The sequence below is a fragment of the Pseudomonas sp. AU12215 genome, from assembly GCF_001675465.2.
In the GTDB taxonomy this organism is placed as follows: Bacteria; Pseudomonadota; Gammaproteobacteria; order Pseudomonadales; family Pseudomonadaceae; genus Pseudomonas; species Pseudomonas nitroreducens.
Map to the genome: position 1 here is coordinate 147,716 of NZ_MACM02000174.1, position 19,640 is coordinate 167,355.

Annotated in this window: 13 protein-coding genes; 10 read left to right on the top strand and 3 right to left on the bottom strand. The window is 66.8% G+C overall.

Features of this window, described 5'->3' with window-relative positions:
- Positions 1-25 precede the first annotated feature (25 nt).
- The 6 genes from A9513_RS29270 to A9513_RS29295 all read left to right on the top strand — a co-directional run bounded on the left by A9513_RS29270 (position 26) and on the right by A9513_RS29295 (position 12,358).
- Positions 26-889 (top strand): CheR family methyltransferase, encoded by an 864-nt coding sequence (locus A9513_RS29270; RefSeq protein WP_024766235.1) that lies wholly within the window; start codon positions 26-28, stop codon positions 887-889.
- A 24-nt stretch (positions 890-913) separates the two neighbouring features.
- On the top strand, positions 914-9,340 hold the full coding sequence (locus A9513_RS29275; RefSeq protein WP_065086246.1) for an Hpt domain-containing protein: 8,427 nt from the start codon (positions 914-916) through the stop codon (positions 9,338-9,340).
- Positions 9,333-10,367 (top strand): chemotaxis protein CheB, encoded by a 1,035-nt coding sequence (locus A9513_RS29280; protein ID WP_054907836.1) that lies wholly within the window; start codon positions 9,333-9,335, stop codon positions 10,365-10,367. Before A9513_RS29275 ends, A9513_RS29280 begins: the two co-directional genes overlap by 8 nt.
- 11 nt (positions 10,368-10,378) lie before the next feature.
- Positions 10,379-10,864, top strand: a complete 486-nt coding sequence (locus A9513_RS29285) for a chemotaxis protein CheW (RefSeq protein WP_065086247.1) — start codon at positions 10,379-10,381, stop codon at positions 10,862-10,864.
- Between the two features lie 7 nt (positions 10,865-10,871).
- Entirely contained in the window at positions 10,872-11,672 is an 801-nt protein-coding gene (locus A9513_RS29290) for an AraC family transcriptional regulator (RefSeq protein ID WP_065086248.1), read from the top strand.
- A gap of 74 nt (positions 11,673-11,746) precedes the next feature.
- A complete protein-coding gene (locus A9513_RS29295; RefSeq protein ID WP_024766230.1) occupies positions 11,747-12,358 on the top strand; it encodes a LysE family translocator in 612 nt (203 codons plus the stop codon).
- A 161-nt stretch (positions 12,359-12,519) separates the two neighbouring features.
- Here A9513_RS29295 and A9513_RS29300 read toward each other — a convergent pair whose 3' ends face one another.
- Both A9513_RS29300 and A9513_RS29305 read right to left on the bottom strand, forming a co-directional pair.
- Positions 12,520-13,239, bottom strand: a complete 720-nt coding sequence (locus A9513_RS29300) for a 16S rRNA (uracil(1498)-N(3))-methyltransferase (RefSeq protein ID WP_065086249.1) — start codon at positions 13,237-13,239, stop codon at positions 12,520-12,522.
- A gap of 67 nt (positions 13,240-13,306) precedes the next feature.
- On the bottom strand, positions 13,307-14,710 hold the full coding sequence (locus A9513_RS29305) for an adenosylmethionine--8-amino-7-oxononanoate transaminase (RefSeq protein ID WP_065086250.1): 1,404 nt from the start codon (positions 14,708-14,710) through the stop codon (positions 13,307-13,309).
- 191 nt (positions 14,711-14,901) lie between these two features.
- Here A9513_RS29305 and A9513_RS29310 point away from each other — a divergent pair, with 191 nt between their 5' ends.
- From A9513_RS29310 to A9513_RS29320, 3 genes are all read left to right on the top strand, one after another.
- Positions 14,902-16,389, top strand: coding sequence for a flavin monoamine oxidase family protein (locus A9513_RS29310; RefSeq protein ID WP_024766227.1), 1,488 nt, complete (start codon positions 14,902-14,904; stop codon positions 16,387-16,389).
- Between the two features lie 176 nt (positions 16,390-16,565).
- Positions 16,566-17,120: a cytochrome b gene (locus A9513_RS29315; protein WP_024766226.1), complete on the top strand. Its 555-nt coding sequence runs from the start codon at positions 16,566-16,568 to the stop codon at positions 17,118-17,120.
- Between the two features lie 28 nt (positions 17,121-17,148).
- Positions 17,149-17,724: a YceI family protein gene (locus A9513_RS29320; protein WP_017520144.1), complete on the top strand. Its 576-nt coding sequence runs from the start codon at positions 17,149-17,151 to the stop codon at positions 17,722-17,724.
- Between the two features lie 51 nt (positions 17,725-17,775).
- Here A9513_RS29320 and A9513_RS29325 read toward each other — a convergent pair whose 3' ends face one another.
- Positions 17,776-18,210 carry a MarR family winged helix-turn-helix transcriptional regulator gene (locus A9513_RS29325; protein WP_037013774.1) on the bottom strand — a complete coding sequence of 145 codons (435 nt, stop codon included), beginning with the start codon at positions 18,208-18,210 and terminating at the stop codon, positions 17,776-17,778.
- 270 nt (positions 18,211-18,480) lie between these two features.
- On the opposite strand from A9513_RS29325, the gene mexA reads away from it, so the two are divergent.
- Complete coding sequence (gene mexA / locus A9513_RS29330) at positions 18,481-19,638, top strand: multidrug efflux RND transporter periplasmic adaptor subunit MexA (RefSeq protein WP_065086251.1); 1,158 nt, start codon at positions 18,481-18,483, stop codon at positions 19,636-19,638.
- The last annotated feature ends 2 nt before the right edge of the window (positions 19,639-19,640 follow it).

A 19,640-nucleotide genomic window follows, 5' to 3' on the forward strand; every position in this document is an offset into this window, starting at 1 on the left:
GACAGTCTTGAGCGAGGGGCGCGACATGCAGGCAAGTGGCGTCTGGTCGTTGCAGCCGTTGGCCGACATGTCGGCCGCGGACTTCCGCGATTGGCAGGCACTGTTGGAAGACCGGACCGGTGTCGTCGTCAACGAACAACGCCGCGCCTTCCTGCAGACCAGCCTGGGCGCGCGGATGCGCGAACTGGGCATCGCCGACTACGGCACCTACTACCGACAGGTCACCGATGGCCCGCGCGGCGCCGTCGAGTGGTCGAACCTGCTGGACCGCCTCACCGTTCAGGAAACCCGTTTCTTTCGTCACAAGGCTTCATTCGAAGTGCTGGAAGGCTTCCTCCGTCAGCGCCTCGAACAGGTCGGCCCGAGCCGGCCGCTGGCCTTGTGGAGCGTCGGCTGTTCCAGTGGCGAGGAGCCGTACTCCCTCGCCATGGTGGCCGCCAAGGTACTCGAAGACGCAGGTCTGGCGCCGCTGTTCGGCGTGACCGGCACCGACATCAGCCTCAATGCCCTGACCCGGGCGCGCGAGGCGCGCTACGCGGCACGCAAGCTGGAGGACATCGACCCGGAACTGGCCACGCGCTACTTCAGCGCGCAGGATGACGGTCGATACGCAGTGATACCCGATCTCGCCGAGCGCGTCTGTTGCGCCCGGCTGAATGTGCTGGAACTGGCCAAGGCGCCAATGTCCGGCATGGACGTGATTTTTTGCCAGAACCTGCTGATCTATTTCCGCCGCTGGCGGCGGCGGGACATCCTCAATCGCCTGGCCGAGCGGCTGGCGCCTGGGGGACTGCTGGTGATCGGAGTGGGTGAGGTGGCCGATTGGCACCACCCGCTGCTCGAACCGGTCGCCGATGAGCGCGTTCTGGCCTTTACCCGGAAGGGATGACACAGACACATGAGTGGAGTGGCTATGGGTGATCGGCACGATTATGTCGCCCTGGAATGGGTAAAAGGCGAGATTGCCGAAACGCTCAAGCAGGCGCGGCAAGCCCTCGAATTCTACGTCGAGAACCCCCAGGACCCGACGCGGATGGGCTTTTGCCTGGCCTACATCCACCAGGTGCGTGGCACCCTGCAGATGGTGGAGTTCTACGGCGCGGCCCTGCTCGCCGAGGAAATGGAGTACCTGACCCAGGCGCTGATCGACGGCAAGGTCTCCAGCCAGAGCGAAGCGCTGGAAGTGCTGATGCAGGCCATCCTGCAGCTGCCGGCGTACCTGGAGCGCATCCAGAGCGCCCGCCGCGACCTGCCGCTGGTCGTGCTGCCGTTGCTCAACGACCTGCGCACCGCTCGCGGCGAGAAGCTGCTGTCGGAAACCAGCCTGTTCTCCCCCGACCTTTCCCAGTCCTCGCCGGTGCTGCCGGTGGACGCCCTGGCGCGCCTGCGCACCGCCGAACTGCCGGCGCTGCTGCGCAAGCTGCGGCAGATGCTGCAGGTCGCCCTGGTCGGCGTCATCCGCAACCAGGACCTGCCGACCAATCTGGGCTACCTGGCGCGCGTGTTCGCCCGCCTGGAATCGCTGTGCAAGGACGCCCCGCTGGGCCGCCTGTGGGTGATCGCCTCGGCGATGATCGAAGGCCTGGCCAACGGCAGCATCGCCAACGGCACCTCGGTACGTAACCTGCTGCGCCAGGTCGACCGCGAATTCAAGCGCCTGGTCGACCAGGGCGCCGACGCTATGAACCAGGCGGCGCCGGAAGAACTGATCAAGAACCTGCTGTTCTACGTCGCCAAGGCCTCCGACCAGTCGCCGCGCGTGCGTGCGGTGAAGGACGAGTACCGCCTCGACGACGCCCTGCCGGGTGCCGCCCTGGTGGACGAGGAGCGTGCCCGTCTCGCCGGCCCTGACCGCGACGCCATGCGCTCGGTGGTTGGCGCTCTGTGCGAGGAGCTGGTGCGGGTCAAGGACAGCCTCGACCTCTTCGTGCGCAGCGACCGCAGCGGCGTGAACGAACTGGGTAGCCTGCTGGCGCCACTCAAGCAGATCGCCGACACCCTCGCCGTGCTGGGCTTCGGCCAGCCGCGCAAGGTCATCCTCGACCAGATCGAGGTGGTCAGCGCGCTCGCCCACGGCCAGCGCCAGCCCAACGACGCCACCCTGATGGATGTCGCCGGTGCGCTGCTGTATGTCGAAGCGACCCTGGCCGGCATGGTCGGCCCGAGCGAAGAGCCGGGCAGCGAAGAAAACGTCCTGCCGACCACCGATGTCGAGCAGATCCACCAGGTGGTGATCAAGGAAGCGCGCAATGGCCTGGAACTGGCCAAGGACGCGATCATCGAGTTCATCGCCTCGCAATGGAACCACGAGCATCTGGCCCGCGTGCCGGAGCTGCTGACCCAGGTTCGCGGCGGACTGGCGATGATCTCCCAGGAACGCGCGGCGAAACTGCTGGAAAACTGCAACCGCTACATCCAGGAACAACTGCTGGTGCGCCAGGCCGTGCCGGACTGGCACAGCCTCGACACCCTGGCCGACGCCATCACCAGCGTCGAGTACTACTTAGAGCGCCTGTCGGAAGACCACAACACCCAAGGCGACATGATCCTCGACGTCGCCGAGGAGAGCCTGGACAGCCTGGGCTATTCGCTCAAGCCGCGCCCGTCGATCCTCGACGCCGAGCCGAGCGCCCACGTCCCTGCGCCCCTGGACAACCCGCTCGACGAGATCGACGTACTGGCGGCGCAGCCGCTGGCCGAGCCGAGCGAAGCGGTCCCGGTGGAAGACGTCCCCGAGTTGGCCGCGCCGGTGGAAATCGCCGACAGCTTCGAGCCCGCGAGCCTCGATGTCACCCCGACCGAGGAGCTGGCGTTCGAACAGCCTGCCGAGCTTGCCCCGACAGAAGAGCTGGCTCCGGTGGACGAACCGGTCCTGGACCTTGCCGACCTCGATACGCCCCAACCTGTTGCGGACACTGAAGAGAGCTTCACCTTCGAATCGCTGGAGCCCGTTGTCGAGCCTGTCGCCGGGGAGCAGCCCGCACTGCCGGCCGACTTCGGCCTCCCGACTGAACTCGAAGCCCAGCCTGTTGGCGAAGCCGAAGCGAGCTTCACCTTCGAACCCCTGGAGCTGGACTCCGGCCTGCCCGCTGCCGAGCCCAGCGCCGAACCGGGCGCCTGGACTCTCGACGAGGCCACGCCGCTGGCTGCCTCGGCTGAACTGCCCGGTGCGACCCTGGAGCCGGAAAGCCTCAGCTGGGATATCGAACTGGAGCCGGCCGCACCGATCACCGACACCACCCTGGCCGATGAAGGCTGGTCGCTGGACGACAGCCACAGGGCCGACAGCATCGAGTTCACTCTCGAAACGCTGGAAGAGGCGCCCGCGCAACCGCTGGCCGCTGAGCTGAGCTGGAGCCTGGACGATGCCCTCCCGCTGGCCGAGACGCCGCGACTCGACGAGCCCGCGCAGGCGGAGCCGGCAACGACCGAACAATCCTGGGAATCGCTGGACCTGTCCGGCACCCCGAGCGAAGCCCCGGCCACTCCGGAGCTGCTCGACGACTTCGCCAGCCTGCCGACGCTGGAGGCCACTCCGGCCCCGGTGGAGGAGCTGACCTGGGACATGCAGTCGCTGACCCCGGCCGGCGACAAGCCCGCCGAGGAAGACTGGTTCAGCATCGACCTGAGCCAGCCGACTGCCGAGTCGCCCGCACCGTCGCTGGAGCTGGACGAAAGCTTCGCCAGCCTGGAAACGGTCGAACCCGCACCGCCGGCAGCCCTGGACGACTTGAGCTTCGACGCCCAGCCTGCCAGCGATGAACCGTCCAGCGCCGAAACCTCGCTGGTCAGCGATGACAACTGGACCCTGGGTGAGCTGAGCGAACCGACCGCGCTGGACGCTGGCGTCGACTTCAGCCTCGACGCGCCACTTGAGCTGGAAGCGCTGGAACCGCTGGTCGAGCCCCAGGCGCCCGCCGTCCAGGCCGAAGCCTGGAGCGACGAGAACATCGCCGAGCTGGACCTGCCGGAAGTCGAGCTGCCCAGCCCGCCGGCCGAGCCCGAAGTCGTCGCCGAGGCACCGGCCAAGCCGCTGTCCCTGGCCGAAGTCATGGCCGCCCCGGTATCGGCGATCAACCCGCCGGCCCAGGACGTACCGCCCAGCCTGCTGCCGCCGCCCGCCGATGAAGAACCCATCGACGAAGAGCTGCGCGAAGTCTTCATCGAAGAAGCCGGCGAAGTGCTGGAAACCATCGGCGAGCACCTGCCGACCTGGCTGGCCAACACCGACGACCGCGACTCGCTGACCGAGATTCGCCGTGCCTTCCATACCCTCAAGGGCAGTGGCCGGATGATCCGCGCGCTGGTGATCGGCGAGCTGGCCTGGTCCATCGAGAACCTGCTCAACCGCGTGCTCGACCGCAGCATTGCCGCCTCGCCTGCCGTGCTGCAGGTGGTCCAGGATGTGGTCGCGCTGATGCCTGAACTGGTCGAGGAGTACGCTGCCAGCGCCCAGCGCCAGCGCGACGACGTCGACCGCCTGGCCGCTACCGCCCATGCCCTGGCCAAGGGGCAGCCGGTGCCGCCGCCCGGTGGCGGGCTGCCGGAGTCGGCGCCGCAGGTCGAGGACATCACCCCCGAGCTGGCAGAGGTCGAGGAGATCGCTGCCCAGGCTGCCAACGAAGGGCTCGACGAGAGCCTCGATCCGCAGTTGCTGGAGATCTTCCGCAACGAAGCCGAAGCCCACCTGGAAACCCTGGTCGGCTTCCTCGCCGATTGCGCGCAGCAGCTGCCGCAACCGGTGACCGACGACCTGCAACGCGCCCTGCACACCCTCAAGGGCAGCGCGCACATGGCCGGCATCCTGCCGATCGCCGAAATCGCCACGCCGCTGGAGCGGCTGGTGAAGGAATTCAAGACCAACCTGCTGCAGGTCGACCTGCGCGAGGCGGAACTGCTGCACGCCGCCGAAGGTCTGTTCCGCGTCGGCCTCGACCAGCTCGTCGAAGGTCGCCCGCTGGCGCCCATCGAAGGCAGCCCGGAACTCCTGGCGCGCATCGCGCAGGTTCACCAGGAACGTCTGGAGGCTGCCGAGGCCAAGCGCCGCGGTGAAAGCGGCGAGGGCAGCGGCAACGATCCGCAGTTGATCGGCATGTTCCTCGCCGAGGGCATGGACATCCTGCTCGACGCCGAGGATCTGCTGCGCCGCTGGCGCGAGCACCCGCAGGAGCGCCACGAACTGGGCGCCCTCTACGACGAGCTGGAAACCCTCAGCCGTGGTGCGCAGATGGCCGAGCTGCCGCAGATGGCGGAACTCGCCGATGCGCTGCTGGCAGTCTATGGCGCCGTGCGCCAGGGTAGCCTGGAAACCGGCGACGCCTTCTTCTCCGCCGCCGAAACCGCCCACGAGGCGCTGATCGGCATGATGGACCAGGTGGCTGCAGCGCTGCAGGTCAGTGCCCGCCCGGAACAGGTCGAAGCGCTGCACCGCCTGCTGGATGCACCGGTGCCCGCCGTCCAGAACGAGCCATCGGAAGACGCCCCGGATGTCGAGTTCGTCGACCTGGAAAGCCTGACCGCCGATGACTTCCCCGCCGAAGACGAGGAATTCCTTCTCGACAGCCGCCCGGTGGACGACGACAACCTGCCCGACGGCCTGAGCTGGTCGCCGCGCAGCGATAACGACGGTGCCCCGCGTGGTGCCGCCGACGACGATGACGATGACGTCATCACCGCCGAAACCCCGCACGCCCATCCCGCCCCGCAGCAACCGCCGCGTGCGCTGGACGAGGAAATGGTGGCGATCTTCCTCGAAGAGGCGGTCGACATCCTCGACAACGCCGGCCAGGCGCTGGACCAATGGCTGGCTTCGCCCGAGGGCCTCGCTGCGCTTTCGACCCTGCAACGCGACCTGCACACCCTCAAGGGCGGTGCGCGCATGGCGGAAATCCGCGAGATAGGCGATCTGTCCCACGAACTCGAATCACTCTACGAAGGCCTGCTGGACCATCGCTTCCAGCACAGCCAGCCGCTGGGCGACCTGCTGCGCACCTGCCACGACCGCCTGGCGACCCAGCTCGATCAGCTGCAGGCCGGCCAGGCGCTGACCGATCCGGCCGACCTGGTGCAGACCATCCGCACCTTCCGCCAGAACCCGGCCGCCGGGCTGGACGCACCGCAGGCGCTGGCTGCGCAGCCGCAGCTGGACGCTGTGGCGGATGAGAGCGAGGCCGAGGAGCTACTGGAAACTACTGCCCCGAACGATGCCGATATCGAGCTGGAACTGCCCGCCGAGGCCGAGCCGTTGGCTGCTAGCGCCGAGCTTCAAGCGACCGATCTCGAAAGCACCGAACTTGAGAGCATCGGTCTCGAAGGCACCGAGCGGCAGTCCGAAGCCGAGCCGGAATCGGCCGCTGCGCCCGAAGAGATCGACCTGCAGAGCTTCCTCGAAGAGGCCGAAGCCGAGCCCGCCGAGGAGCCGGCTGCCATCGAGCCTGTCACCGCCGCCGCGGCGTCTGCCCCCGAGGCGACAGGCGTGCAGGACAGCGAGTACGAGCTTGACCCGGACCGCGACCAGGAACTGGTGGAAATCTTCCTCGAGGAAGGCTTCGACATCCTCGAAAGCTCCTCCGGCGCACTGACGCGCTGGATGGCCAACCCCGACAACAGCGTCGAGCTGGAAGCGCTGCAACGCGACCTGCACACCCTCAAGGGCGGCGCGCGGATGGCCGAGATTCGCCCCATCGGCGACCTCGCCCACGAACTGGAATTCCTCTACGAGGGCCTCTGCGGCGGGCGCCTGCGTGCCAGCCCGACGCTCTTCGAATTGCTGCAGCGTTGCCACGACCGTCTCGCCGAAATGCTCGAGGCCGTCCAACAGCACCGCCGGGTGCCGGGAGGTGAATCGCTGATTGACGCGATCCACCGATTTCGTGCCAACCCCGAAGAGCAGCTGAGCATCCCCAGCAGCGTCAGCCTGCACGCGATCAGCTCCCAGCCCGCCGCGCCCGAGGGCCCGGAAGCCGACATCCTGGATATCTTCCTGGAAGAGGCCGACGACCTGCTCGAAGGCATGGAGCAGGCACTGGGCCGCTGGGACGCCGAGCGCGAGAACGGCGCGCTGGATGAGCTGCTGCGCATTCTGCATACCCTCAAGGGTGGTGCGCGCCTGGCCGGCCAGACCAGCCTCGGCGACCTGGCCCACGACCTCGAACAGCACCTGGGCGAAGCCCAGCAGCAGGGCGCGCCCTGGCCGGAAAGCCTGTTGCTGGACGTGCAGTCCGGCTTCGAAGGCCTGCAGGCCGAGGTCGACCAGTTGCGCCTGCACCTGGGTGAAGTCGAGAGTGCCGAAAGCCAGTTCGAGGAAGCCATCGATGAAGAACCGGTCGCCGAACAGCCGGCTCCGGTGAACCTGCCGGTGCTGCCGGAAGCCATCATGGCCGCTGCCGTACCGCAGCGCCTCGATGCGCCGGTGGTGCTGCCCTTCGTTCGCCGTGCCCAGGAAGCCGCCCAGGAAGCCGCTGCGCGCCGTGCGCCGCAGGAACTGGTGAAGGTACCCGCGCAACTGCTCGAAGGGCTGGTCAACCTCGCCGGTGAGACCTCCATCTTCCGCGGCCGCGTCGAGCAGCAGGTGAGCGACGTCGGTTCGACCCTGGGCGAGATGGACGCGACCATCGAGCGGGTCCGCGACCAGTTGCGGCGTCTGGATACCGAAACCCAGGCGCAGATCCTCTCGCGCCACCAGGCCGACGCCGAGCGCGCCGGCTACGAAGATTTCGACCCGCTGGAAATGGACCGCTACTCGCAGCTGCAGCAGCTCTCCCGTGCGTTGTTCGAGTCCGCTTCCGACCTGTTCGACCTCAAGGAAACCCTGGCCGCGAAGAACCGCGACGCCGAGACCCTGCTGCTGCAACAGGCGCGGGTCAACACGGAGTTGCAGGAAGGCCTGATGCGCACCCGCATGGTGCCGTTCGACCGCCTGGTGCCGCGCCTGCGGCGGATCGTCCGCCAGGTGGCGAGCGAGCTGGGCAAGCAGGTCGAGTTCGTGGTCAGCAACGCCGAAGGCGAGATGGACCGCAGCGTGCTCGAACGCATCGTCGCGCCGCTGGAGCACATGCTGCGCAACGCGGTCGACCACGGCATCGAGTCCGGCGAGGCGCGCCGCATCGCCGGCAAGCCGGAGCAGGGCACCATCCGCCTGACCCTGGGCCGCGAGGGTGGCGACATCCTCCTGACCCTCGCCGACGATGGCGCCGGCATCCGCCTGGAAGCGGTGCGCCGCAAGGCCATCGAGCGCGGCCTGATGACCGATGACAGCGAGCTGAACGACCACGAGGTGCTGCAGTTCATCCTCGAGGCCGGCTTCAGCACCGCCGAGAAGGTCACGCAGATTTCCGGCCGCGGCGTGGGCATGGACGTGGTGAACTCCGAGGTGAAGCAACTCGGCGGCTCCATGAGCATCCAGTCCAGCGTTGGCGAGGGGACGAAGTTCGACATCCGCCTGCCGTTCACCGTGTCGGTGAACCGCGCGCTGATGGTGCTTTCCGGCGAGGACCTCTACGCCCTGCCGCTGAACACCATCGAAGGCATCGTGCGGGTCTCCCCGTACGAGCTGGAGGCACTCTACGAACAGGCTGCCGCCGACGAGTCCGGCGCCGCGCCGAGCTTCGAATACGCCGGCCAGAGCTATGAACTGAAATACCTCGGCGACCTGCTCAACAACGGCCAGCATCCCAAGCTGGTCGGTCAGTCGCTGCCGCTGCCGGTGATCCTGGTGCGCTCGGCGGACCACGCCGTGGCAGTGCAGGTGGACGCCCTGGCCGGCTCGCGCGAGATCGTGGTGAAGAGCCTCGGTGCGCAGTTCGCCGGCGTCAGCGGCATCTCCGGTGCGACCATCCTCGGTGACGGTCGCGTGGTGGTGATTCTCGACCTGCTGGCGACCATCCGCGTGCTCCACGCCCAGCTCATCCAGCACGCGCCGCGCCGCCAGCTGGCGGGCCCGAGCGTGGCGGAAATCGAGCACCAGCGCCCGACCCTGGTCATGGTGGTGGACGACTCGGTCACCGTGCGCAAGGTCACCAGCCGCCTGCTGGAACGCAATGGCATGAACGTGCTCACCGCCAAGGACGGGGTGGACGCCATCGCCCAGCTGCAGGACCACAAGCCCGACATCATGCTGCTGGACATCGAGATGCCGCGCATGGACGGCTTCGAGGTGGCCACCCTGGTGCGCCACGATGAACAGCTGAAGGACTTGCCGATCATCATGATTACCTCCCGTACCGGCGAGAAGCACCGCGACCGTGCCCTGGCCATCGGCGTCAACCAGTACCTGGGCAAGCCGTACCAGGAGTCCGAGCTGCTGGAGAATATCCACAAGCTGGTGAAGGCCCATGTCTGAGCAGAGCACGCCGCGCATTGCGGTGATCGCCGATACCTCCCTGCAGCGCCACGTGCTGGCACAGGCGTTGGCCGGCCACGGTTACCAGGTGGTGCTCAACGCCGATCCAGCGCGCCTTGAGAGCGACCAGCTGGACGCCTGCGAGACCGACCTGTGGCTGGTGGACCTGGCGCAGCAGGAAGACTCGCCGCTGGTGGACAACCTGCTGGAGCAGTCGCGCGTACCCGTGCTGTTCGGCGAAGGCCACGCGCCGGAGCGGCATTCCGAACATTACCCGCGCTGGGAACGCCGGCTGGTGTCCAAGTTGCGCAAGCTGGTGGGTGACCCCAGCGCCGGCGTGGGCCGCAGCCTCGCGGCGCTGCTCGACGAAGCGCAGCGGCCCACCCGCGTGACGCTGCCCGATGACCTCGCCGCCTCACCGCTCAAGGCCGGTGAACCCGCCGCGCAGGTCTGGCTGCTCGCCGCCTCGCTGGGCGGCCCGGCGGCGGTGAAGACCTTCCTCGACGCGCTGCCCGGCGGCCTGCCGGTGGGCTTCCTGTATGCCCAGCACATCGATGCCTCGTTCGAGGCGAACCTGCCCCAAGCTGTCGGTCGCCACAGTCAGTGGCACGTCAACAGCGTGCGCGACGGCGATCCGGTGCGCTGCGGCGAAGTGGTGGTGGTGCCGATTTCCCGCGAGCTGGGCTTCGACGATTCGGCGCGCATGCACGTGCAGGACCGCAGCTGGCCGGAACCCTACAGCCCGTCCATCGACCAGATGATGCTCAATCTCGCGCAGCAATACGGTGAGCGCTGCGGCGTGATCGTGTTCAGCGGCATGTGCAGCGACGGCAGCGCCGCCGCGGCCTACGTGCGCCGCCAGGGCGCGCCGATCTGGACCCAGCGCGCCGACAGCTGCGCCTGCTCCAGCATGCCCGACAGCCTGCGCGAAGGCGGCTACAGCACCCTCTCCGGCGACCCGCGCGAACTCGCGGCGGCGCTGGTCAATCACCTCGCCGAGCAATGCGTCGGCGCAGTCACGCAGTGAGATAAGGCCCGATGAGTGATCTCCCCGTCGCCAATGCCGGCGTTGCCAATGCCGCCCCCAGCAGCCTGACCGGCCTGCTGGTGCCGCTGGCCGACCGCAACCTGCTGCTGCCCAACGTGGCCGTGGCCGAGCTGATCACCTACCGCGCCCCGCACCCGGTGGACGGCTTGCCGTCCTGGTACCTGGGCCAGGTGGCCTGGCGCGACCTGCGTCTGCCGCTGCTGTCCTTCGAGGCGGCCTCCGACGGTCAGGCCGAAGTCGGTTCCGGCGCGCGGGTGATCGTCGTCAACGCCCTGGGCGGCCGAGCCAATGTGAAGTTCTTCGCGCTGCTGGTGCAGGGCATCCCGCGTTCGCTGAAGGTCGGCAGCGACCTCAAGCGTCTCGACGTGCCGCTGGCCCCGCTGGAGCTGGACGCCGTTGACCTGGGCGACGCCCAGGCGCGCATCCCCGACCTGATCGCGCTGGAGCAGAAGCTGGCCGACTCCGGCCTGATCTGAGCCGGCCATGAGCGGTGGCCTGCGCCTTGCCCAGCTGGGGGATCAGCCCGGCTTCGAGGTCGCCGGCGCCACCCTTGGCGGTCACCGTTTCGAGCGCCACAGCCACGACGAATTCGTCATCAGCGCCAACCTGCGCGGCGAGGAAAGCGTCTGGCTGGATGGCCGCACCTTCGACGCCGGCCCCGGTTGCGTGACCTGCTACAACCCCGGACAGATCCAGGGCGGCGGCGTTGCCGAAGACCAGCCCTGGCAATTCGTCAGCCTCTATGTGGCCCCCGACCAGCTGGCGGCGATGCTCGGCCTGCAGCGCCTGGAGTTCGAACGCCCCACCGGGCGCCTGCCGGCCCTTGCCGGCGCCATGGCCGATGCGGTGGCGCGTGCGCTGGGCGACGACACCTTCGTTCGCCAGCGCGGCGAGGAACGCCTGACGCTGCTGATCGCCGAGATCGCCCGTGCCATGGGCGTGCGCCTGCCGCAGCCTGCTGTCGAGAGCGGTGGGCGGATCGCGGACCTGCAGGGCTGGCTGGCGGCCGACCTGGCGCGGCAACCCAGCCTCGACGAGATGGCGACCTACCTCGGCCTGTCGCGTTTCCACCTGCTGCGCAGCTTCCAGAAGCAGGTGGGCCTGAGCCCCCGGCAGTGGGCAATGCAACTGCGCACTCGCCGGGCCCAGGCATTGTTGCGTGCTGGCCTGCCGGCCACCGAAGTGGCCCACGAGCTGGGCTTTGCCGACCAGAGCCACCTGAACCGGCATTTTCGCGCGGCCTACGGTGTGTCGCCGGGCAGCTTCCAGCGCGCCCTGCGCTGAGCAATCCGGTTCAAGTGCGAGGGCCGGTGCCCAGGCAAACTTGCCTCAACGTCACCCTGTTCGAGAGCTGATCCATGACCCTGTTCTTCGCCGCGTTGCTGTTCGGCATCGTCTTCTGCCTGTCTCCCGGCGCCGTGCTCGCCGAAACCCTGCGCCGTGGCCTGAAGGGCGGCTTTCGCCCAGCGCTGCTGGTGCAGTTCGGCTCGCTGATCGGTGATGCGGTGTGGGCGCTGATCGGCCTGACCGGGCTGGCGCTGTTGTTCGGCCATGAAACCTTGCGCCTGCCGCTGACCCTGGCCAGCGCCGCGTACCTGGCCTGGCTGGGTGTGCAGAGCCTGCGCGATGCACGTGAGGTCGGCGTGGTGGAAGAGGGCGATACCGGCGAGCACAACGCCGGGGCTTTCGCGTCCGGGGCCATGCTGTCGCTGTCCAACCCGAAGAACATCGTCTACTGGGGCGCCCTCGGCGGCGCCATGGCCGGATTGGTCGATGGCGTGCCGTCTCTGGCGGATTCGCTGGTGTTCTTCGCCGGCTTCATGACTGCCTCGGTGCTCTGCTGCTTCCTCTGCGCCGGCCTGGTCGACTGGTTGCGGCGCAACGCCTCGCCGCGCTGGCACCGGGTGAGCCATGCGCTTTGTGGTGTGGTGTTGCTGGTGCTGGCGGGATTGGCGTTGCGGGGAATCTGAGTCGCCGGGCGCCTGGGCTCTTCGCGAGCAAGCTCGCTCCTGCGAAGAGCACACCCTGCTTACCGGCACCTGTAGTAGCGAGCTTGCTCGCGAACCCGCATGGCATCGGAGTTGCCGGCTTACCCTCTCTCTTCGAGAGCGGGCCGGCGCGAAGCCTCGACCTAGAAGTCGCCCCACAGCTGCTGCGCCACGCTTAGCGCCACCACTGGCGCCGTCTCGGTCCGCAGCACGCGCGGCCCCAGTCGCGCGGCATGGAATCCAGCCGATTTCGCCTGTTCCACCTCCGCATCGCTCAACCCACCTTCTGGGCCGATCAGGAAGGCCAGGCTCGACGGCCGGTCATGGCTGGTCAGCGGTTCGGCCACCGGGTGCAGCACCAGCTTGAGCTGCGCTTCGCAGCTCTCCAGCCATTCGGCGAGGGTGACCGGTGCATTGAGCACCGGCAGCACCGAGCGGCCGCACTGCTCGCTGGCGCTGATCGCCACCTGGCGCCAGTGGGCCATGCGCTTGTCAGCGCGTTCGTCCTTCAGGCGCACTTCGCAGCGCTCGCTGACGATCGGGGTGATCTCACTGGCGCCCAGTTCGGTGGCCTTCTGGATCGCCCAGTCCATGCGCTCGCCACGGGACAGGCCCTGGCCGAGGTGCACGCGTAGCGGCGACTCGTCCTGGCCGGCGAAGGCTTCGCGCAGCTCCACGCGGACGTTCTTCTTGCCCACTTCGATCAACTCGCCCAGGTATTCCTGGCCGGAGCCGTCGAACAGCTGCACGGCATCGCCGACACTGTGGCGCAGCACGCGACCGATGTAATGGGCCTGGGCTTCGGGCAGCTCGTGCTGGCCGAGGGAGAGCGGGGCGTCGATGAAGAAGCGGGAGAGGCGCATGGCGATATCGGGCAGATAAAGGGGGAAGCGGCAAGCTTAAAGCTTTCGGCCTGCCGCTTGTAGCCGATCAGCCCGGATCGCGGTGATCGGGGAAGCGTTCGCTGACCGCCACGCTCACGCTGTCGCGGGTGGCGATGTCGATGCCTTCGCTGGCGACCTCGGCAAGGAAGTCGATCTGCTCGGGGGTGATGATGTACGGCGGCAGGAAGTACACCACGCTGCCCAGCGGGCGCAGCAGCGCGCCGCGTTCCAGGCCGTGCTGGAAGACCTGCAGGCCGCGACGCTCCTGCCAGGGATAGGCGGTTTTCGTCGCCTTGTCCTGGACCATCTCGATGGCGAGGATCATGCCGGTCTGGCGGATTTCCGAAACGTGTGGGTGGTCGGCCAGGTGCGCGGTGGCGCTGGCCATCTTCGCCGCCAGGGCCTTGTTGGCCTCGATGACGTTGTCCTGCTCGAAGATGTCCAGGGTCGCCAGGGCGGCGGCGCAGGCCAGCGGGTTGCCGGTATAGGTGTGCGAGTGGAGGAAGGCGCGCAGGGTGCTGTAGTCGTCGTAGAACGCCTGATAGACCTTGTCGGTGGTCAGCACCGCGCTCATTGCCAGATAACCGCCGGTCAGCGCCTTGGAGAGGACGAGGAAGTCCGGGGTGATACCAGCCTGTTCGCAGGCGAACATGGTGCCGGTGCGGCCGAAGCCGACGGCGATTTCATCGTGGATCAGGTGCACGCCGTAGCGGTCGCAGGCCTCGCGCAGCAGCTTGAGGTAGACCGGATGGTACATGCGCATGCCGCCGGCGCCCTGCACCAGCGGCTCGACGATCACCGCCGCGACTTCCTTGTGGTGTTGCTCCAGCGCCTGCTCCATCGCGGCAAACATCGTCCGCGAGTGCTCTTCCCAGCTCACGCCCTCGGGGCGCAGGTAGCAGTCGGGAGTCGGCACCTTGATGGTGTCCATCAGCAGCGACTTGTAGGTCTCGGTGAACAGCGCCACGTCGCCCACCGACATCGCCGCCACGGTTTCGCCGTGGTAGCTGTTGGTCAGGGTGATGAAGCGCTTCTTCTCCGGCTGGCCGAGGTTGTGCCAGTAGTGGTAGCTCATTTTCAGCGCCACTTCGATGCCGGCCGAGCCGCTGTCGGCGTAGAACACGCGGGAAAGTCCGGATGGCGCCAGGCGCAGCAGGCGCTCGGACAGCTCGATCACCGGTTGGTGGCTGAAACCGGCGAGAATCACGTGTTCCAGTTGGTCGACCTGGTCCTTGATGCGCTGGTTGATGCGCGGGTTGGCGTGGCCGAAGACGTTGACCCACCAGGAGCTGACGGCGTCGAGGTAGCGCTTGCCTTCGAAGTCCTCCAGCCAGATGCCTTCGCCGCGGCGGATCGGGATGACCGGCAGGCGCTCGTGGTCTTTCATCTGGGTGCAGGGGTGCCACAGCACCTCGAGATCGCGCTGCATCCACTCGGCATTCAGGCCCATGGCCGGCTCCTTAAATTGATGGCTCTTCTGACGGTCGGCTCGCTCTGGTCGGCAAGCCTATTCAATGCTCCTGAGATGAACAAGGACACGTCCTACGACACATGTTGTAGGCAGCCGACCAAGACAGCTATTCGGCTTTCGGGCGCTGACGTATGCTTCGCGCCTTTGCACCAATTCGGGGAAGTCTGGCGATGAAAATGGGATGGCTGCGCGCTGCCGCGCTGCTCGCTCTGGGCGTGTTCAGCGTAGTGGCGCTGGGCAAGGACAAACAACCGACCGCCATCGTGGTCGGCGGCGGACTCGCCGGCCTCTCCGCGGCCTACGAGCTGCAGCAGGCGGGCTGGCAGGTGACCCTGCTGGAAGCCAAGCCGCAGGTGGGTGGCCGCTCGGGCCTGGCCACCAGCGAGTGGATCGGCAACAAGAAGGCCCAGCCGACCCTCAACGGCTACCTGGACACCCTGAAAGTGAACTCGGTGCCGGCGCCGGAATTCGTCCGTACCCCGAGCTACCTGATCGACGGCCTCTACTACAGCAGCGCCGACCTGAAGACCAAGATGCCGGCCGTCGCCGCGGACCTCGAGCGCTTCGAGAAGTCGCTGAACGATCTGTCCGCCTCGATCGACGACCCGCTCAACCCGCTGGCGAACAAGACCCTGTTCGCCCTCGACCAGCTCACCGCCGCACGCTGGCTGGACAAGCTGAACCTGTCGCCGACCGCGCGCCTGCTGGTCAACCAGCGCATCCGTTCGCATTACGACGAACCGTCGCGCCTGTCGCTGCTCTACCTCGCCCAGCAGGGCCGTGTGTACCGCGGCGTCGACGACCGTGATCTGCGCGCGGCACGCCTGCCCGGCGGCAGCCAGGTGCTGGCCCAGGCCTTCGTCAAGCAGATCAAGACCATCAAGACCAACGCCAAGGTCACCGCGATCAGCCAGGACAAGGACGGCGTGACCGTCAAGGTCGGCCCCACCGGCTACAGCGCCGACTACCTGGTACTGGCCGTACCGCTGCGCGCCCTGGGCAATATCACCCTGACCCCGGGCCTGAACGAGAAGCAGCTGGCGGCGCTCAAGGGCACCAACTACGGCTGGCGCGACCAGATCCTGATGAAGTTCAAGCGCCCGGTGTGGGACGACAAGTCGCGCCTGTCCGGCGAGATCTACAGCGACCAGGGCCTGGGCATGATCTGGGTCGAGCCCGCGACCAAGGGCGGCGCCAACGTGCTGATCAACCTGTCCGGCGACAATGCCCGCGTGATGCAGGCCTTCGGTGACCGCCAGCTGTCGGAGCAGGTGCTGATCCGCATGAACAAGTACTACCCGAAGATGCGCGGCGCGTACGACGGCTATGAAATGCGCCGCTACAGCACCGACGTCGGAACCGGCGGCTCCTACCTGGCCTATGGTCCGGGCCAGATCAGTCGCTTCTGGCGCGTCTGGGAAACCCCGGTTTCCCGCGTCGCCTTCGCCGGCGAGCACACCGACGCGCTCTATCCGGGCACCATCGAAGGCGCCCTGCGCAGCGGCAAGCGCGCCGCCAGCCAGGTCCGCGACCTGTACGCCGGCAAGACTCCGGTGCTCGAAGGTGCGGCGCTGGTTGCCGACAACAAGCCGGCGGCCAGCGACAAACCGGCCGAGAAGGGCGAGAAGAAGGGCATCATGTCCTGGCTGCCGTTCTGATCCAGCGCGCTCCATCCACAATGCCGGCGAAAGCCGGCATTGTCGTTTCTGGCTCTGGCACGGCCGTTTCAGGAGATGACCTATCTTGTCAGTCGATGTTTCAAAGCAGATTTTTCTGCTTTTCTTCGATGGATTAGCCGCTAGTCTTGAATTCCCATTTTCAAGGATGTGTATCGATGCAATGGCGTAATTCCCCCGCACGCTACGGACTGGTCAGCCTGTTCCTGCACTGGGGCAGCGCGCTGGTGGTCTTCGGCCTGTTCGGCCTGGGCCTGTGGATGCGTGAGCTGGACTACTACGACACCTGGTACCACCGCGCCCCGGAAATCCACAAAAGCATCGGCATCCTGCTGGCCATCGCACTGATCGTGCGTGTGCTCTGGCGCTTCATCAGCCCGTCGCCGCCGACCCCGTCCAACCACGGCAATCTCACCCGCCTGGCCACCAAGCTCGGCCACCTGGCGCTCTACGCGCTGCTGTTCGCCGTGATCATCGCCGGCTACCTGATCTCCACCGCCGAAGGCAAACCCATCAGCGTGTTCGGCTGGTTCGACGTGCCCGCCACCCTGAGCGGTATCACCGACCAGGCCGACATCGCCGGTGCGATCCACCTGTACCTGGCCTGGGCCCTGGTCGTCCTGGCCGTGCTGCACGCCCTGGCGGCGTTCAAACACCATTTCCTCGACCGCGATGCCACGCTGGTGCGCATGCTCGGTCGTGCTGCGAAATAACACCTCACCCCAAAGGGAGATTGCTTCAATGCTGAAGAAGACGTTCGCCGCGCTGGCGCTGGGTACCGCACTGTTCTCCGCTGGCCAGGCCATGGCCGCGGACTACAAGATCGACAAGGAAGGCCAGCATGCCTTCATCGAATTCCGCATCAAGCACCTGGGTTACAGCTGGCTGTACGGCCGCTTCGACGATTTCGACGGTGCCTTCACCTTCGACGAGAAGAACCCGTCCGCCGACAAGGTCAAGGTGACCATCAACACCAACAGCGTGAACTCCAACCACGCCGAGCGTGACAAGCACCTGCGCAGCCCGGACTTCCTCAACGTCTCGAAGAACCCGACTGCAACCTTCGAATCCACCGCCGTGAAGGCTGATGGCAAGAATGCCGAGATCACCGGCAACCTGACCCTCAATGGCGTGACCAAGCCGGTCACCATCAAGGCTGAACTGATCGGCCAGGGCGATGATCCGTGGGGCGGCTACCGCGCCGGCTTCCTCGGCACCACCACCCTCAAGCTGAAGGACTTCAATATCCAGCGCGACCTCGGCCCGGCTTCCCAGGAAGTCGAGCTGACCCTGTCGGTCGAAGGGGTGCGTCAGTAAGACGCAGGACTGCGAAAACGCCGGCGAATGCCGGCGTTTTCGTTTGTGGCCTTAGTCTCCCCGGCCTTGCAGGCATTGCCGCAGAAGCTGGGTGAGGGTGCGCTGTTCTTCGTCGTCCAGCGGCGCGAACAGACTGTCATGGGTTCGTGCGAGGATGGCCTGGGTGCGCTCGTCGATGCGGCTCCCGGCCTCGGTGAGGAACAGCTGGAAGCTGCGCTGATCGTCCGGGTTGCGCTCGCGGCGAACCAGGCCGAGCGTCTCCATTTCACGGATCTTGCGGGTCACCAGCGCCTTGTCGCGGCACATCTTGCGCCCCAGGCTCTGCAGGCTCTGGCCCGCATCGGCGCCGATCAGCTCGAGCAGGCGGATGTCCGGCGGGGTGAGGTCGATGCCCTCGGCGCACAGTTCGTCCTGGAGGCTCTCACGCAAATGATCGAGCACCTTCATCAGGGTCTGTGGCAGGTCGGGATTCAGGGTATGGGTCATCGGCTCGGTCACGGTAAACCTTGTGTAAATCAGGTTGATCAGCTCAACCATTTTTTCGTATTTTAGTTGATGTTATCAACTTTGTTCGTCGCCGCGACTGCCTTGCGGGAAACCTACTGCGATATCGGCCTTTGGCTAAAACGTTTCAGTAGTTTTCCCTCAGGGCTTTCGGACGTTTACAAACACAGCTGAATGTAAGTATTTTTGCCAGCTTTTCCGGACCGGCAAGCCCACAGCCAAACCGGATGCTTTGCTCACGAGGACAACGATATGCAACGAAAGCCAGCCATGCGCGCCCTGGTCCCGGCCCTGCTCGTCGCCATGGCCACTCTTGCCGGCTGCGACAAAGCCCAGGCCCCGCAGGAGAAGCAGATCCCCGAAGTCGGTGTGGTAACCCTGCAGCCGCAGGAAGTGACCCTGAGCACCGAACTGCCGGGTCGCACCACTGCGTATCGCATCGCCGAAGTTCGCCCGCAGGTGAACGGCATCATCCTCAAGCGCCTGTTCAAGGAAGGCAGCGACGTCAAGGAAGGCCAGCAGCTGTACCAGATCGACCCGGCCACCTATGACGTTACCCTGCAGAGTGCCCAGGCCAACCTGGTGTCCACCCAGCAGCAGGCCGAGCGCTACAAGGAACTGGTGAAAGACGAGGCGGTGAGCAAGCAGCAATACGCCGACGCCCAGGCCGCCTATCTGCAGGCCAAGGCCACCGTCGACACCGCCAAGATTAACGTGCGCTACACCAAGGTGTATTCGCCGATTTCCGGCCGCATCGGCCGCTCCAGCGTGACCGAGGGCGCCCTGGTGCAGAACGGCCAGGCCACCGCGCTGGCTACCGTGCAGCAGCTGGACCCGATCTATGTCGACGTCACGCAGTCTTCCACCGCGCTGATCCGCCTGCGCCGCGAGATGGCCGCCGGGCAACTGGAGAAGGCCGGCGACAATGCCGCCAAGGTCAAGCTGTACCTGGAAGACGGCTCCGAATACCCCATCGAGGGCAAGCTGGAGTTCTCCGAGGTTTCGGTCGACCAGGGCACCGGCTCGGTGACCGTGCGCGCCATCTTCCCCAACCCGAAGAAGGAACTGCTGCCGGGCATGTTCGTCCATGCGCAGCTGGAGGAGGGCATCAAGAAGCAGGCCATCCTGGCGCCGCAGCAGGGCGTCACCCGTGACTTCCGTGGCATGGCGACTGCCCTGGTGCTCAATGGCGAAGACAAGGTCGAGCTGCGCACCATCAAGGCCGAGCGCACCGTTGGCGCCTACTGGTTGGTCAGCGATGGCCTCAAGCCCGGCGACCGCCTGATCACCGAAGGCCTGCAGTACGTCCAGCCGGGCGCCCAGGCCAAGGCCGTACCCGCGAAGAACGTGGCGCCCACCGCTGGTGCCGCCGACAAGCCCGCCGCCGCTGAACCGGCCAAGCAGGGTTAATC

What these genes read in the sequence shown, in the direction of transcription:
- A9513_RS29270 (WP_024766235.1), top strand. Translation starts at nt 26, where the DNA reads ATGCAGGCAAGTGGCGTCTGGTCGTTGCAGCCGTTGGCCGACATGTCG.
- A9513_RS29275 (WP_065086246.1), top strand. Translation starts at nt 914, where the DNA reads ATGGGTGATCGGCACGATTATGTCGCCCTGGAATGGGTAAAAGGCGAG.
- A9513_RS29280 (WP_054907836.1), top strand. Translation starts at nt 9,333, where the DNA reads ATGTCTGAGCAGAGCACGCCGCGCATTGCGGTGATCGCCGATACCTCC.
- A9513_RS29285 (WP_065086247.1), top strand. Translation starts at nt 10,379, where the DNA reads ATGAGTGATCTCCCCGTCGCCAATGCCGGCGTTGCCAATGCCGCCCCC.
- A9513_RS29290 (WP_065086248.1), top strand. Translation starts at nt 10,872, where the DNA reads ATGAGCGGTGGCCTGCGCCTTGCCCAGCTGGGGGATCAGCCCGGCTTC.
- A9513_RS29295 (WP_024766230.1), top strand. Translation starts at nt 11,747, where the DNA reads ATGACCCTGTTCTTCGCCGCGTTGCTGTTCGGCATCGTCTTCTGCCTG.
- A9513_RS29300 (WP_065086249.1), bottom strand. Translation starts at nt 13,239, where the DNA reads ATGCGCCTCTCCCGCTTCTTCATCGACGCCCCGCTCTCCCTCGGCCAG.
- A9513_RS29305 (WP_065086250.1), bottom strand. Translation starts at nt 14,710, where the DNA reads ATGGGCCTGAATGCCGAGTGGATGCAGCGCGATCTCGAGGTGCTGTGG.
- A9513_RS29310 (WP_024766227.1), top strand. Translation starts at nt 14,902, where the DNA reads ATGAAAATGGGATGGCTGCGCGCTGCCGCGCTGCTCGCTCTGGGCGTG.
- A9513_RS29315 (WP_024766226.1), top strand. Translation starts at nt 16,566, where the DNA reads ATGCAATGGCGTAATTCCCCCGCACGCTACGGACTGGTCAGCCTGTTC.
- A9513_RS29320 (WP_017520144.1), top strand. Translation starts at nt 17,149, where the DNA reads ATGCTGAAGAAGACGTTCGCCGCGCTGGCGCTGGGTACCGCACTGTTC.
- A9513_RS29325 (WP_037013774.1), bottom strand. Translation starts at nt 18,210, where the DNA reads ATGACCCATACCCTGAATCCCGACCTGCCACAGACCCTGATGAAGGTG.
- mexA (WP_065086251.1), top strand. Translation starts at nt 18,481, where the DNA reads ATGCAACGAAAGCCAGCCATGCGCGCCCTGGTCCCGGCCCTGCTCGTC.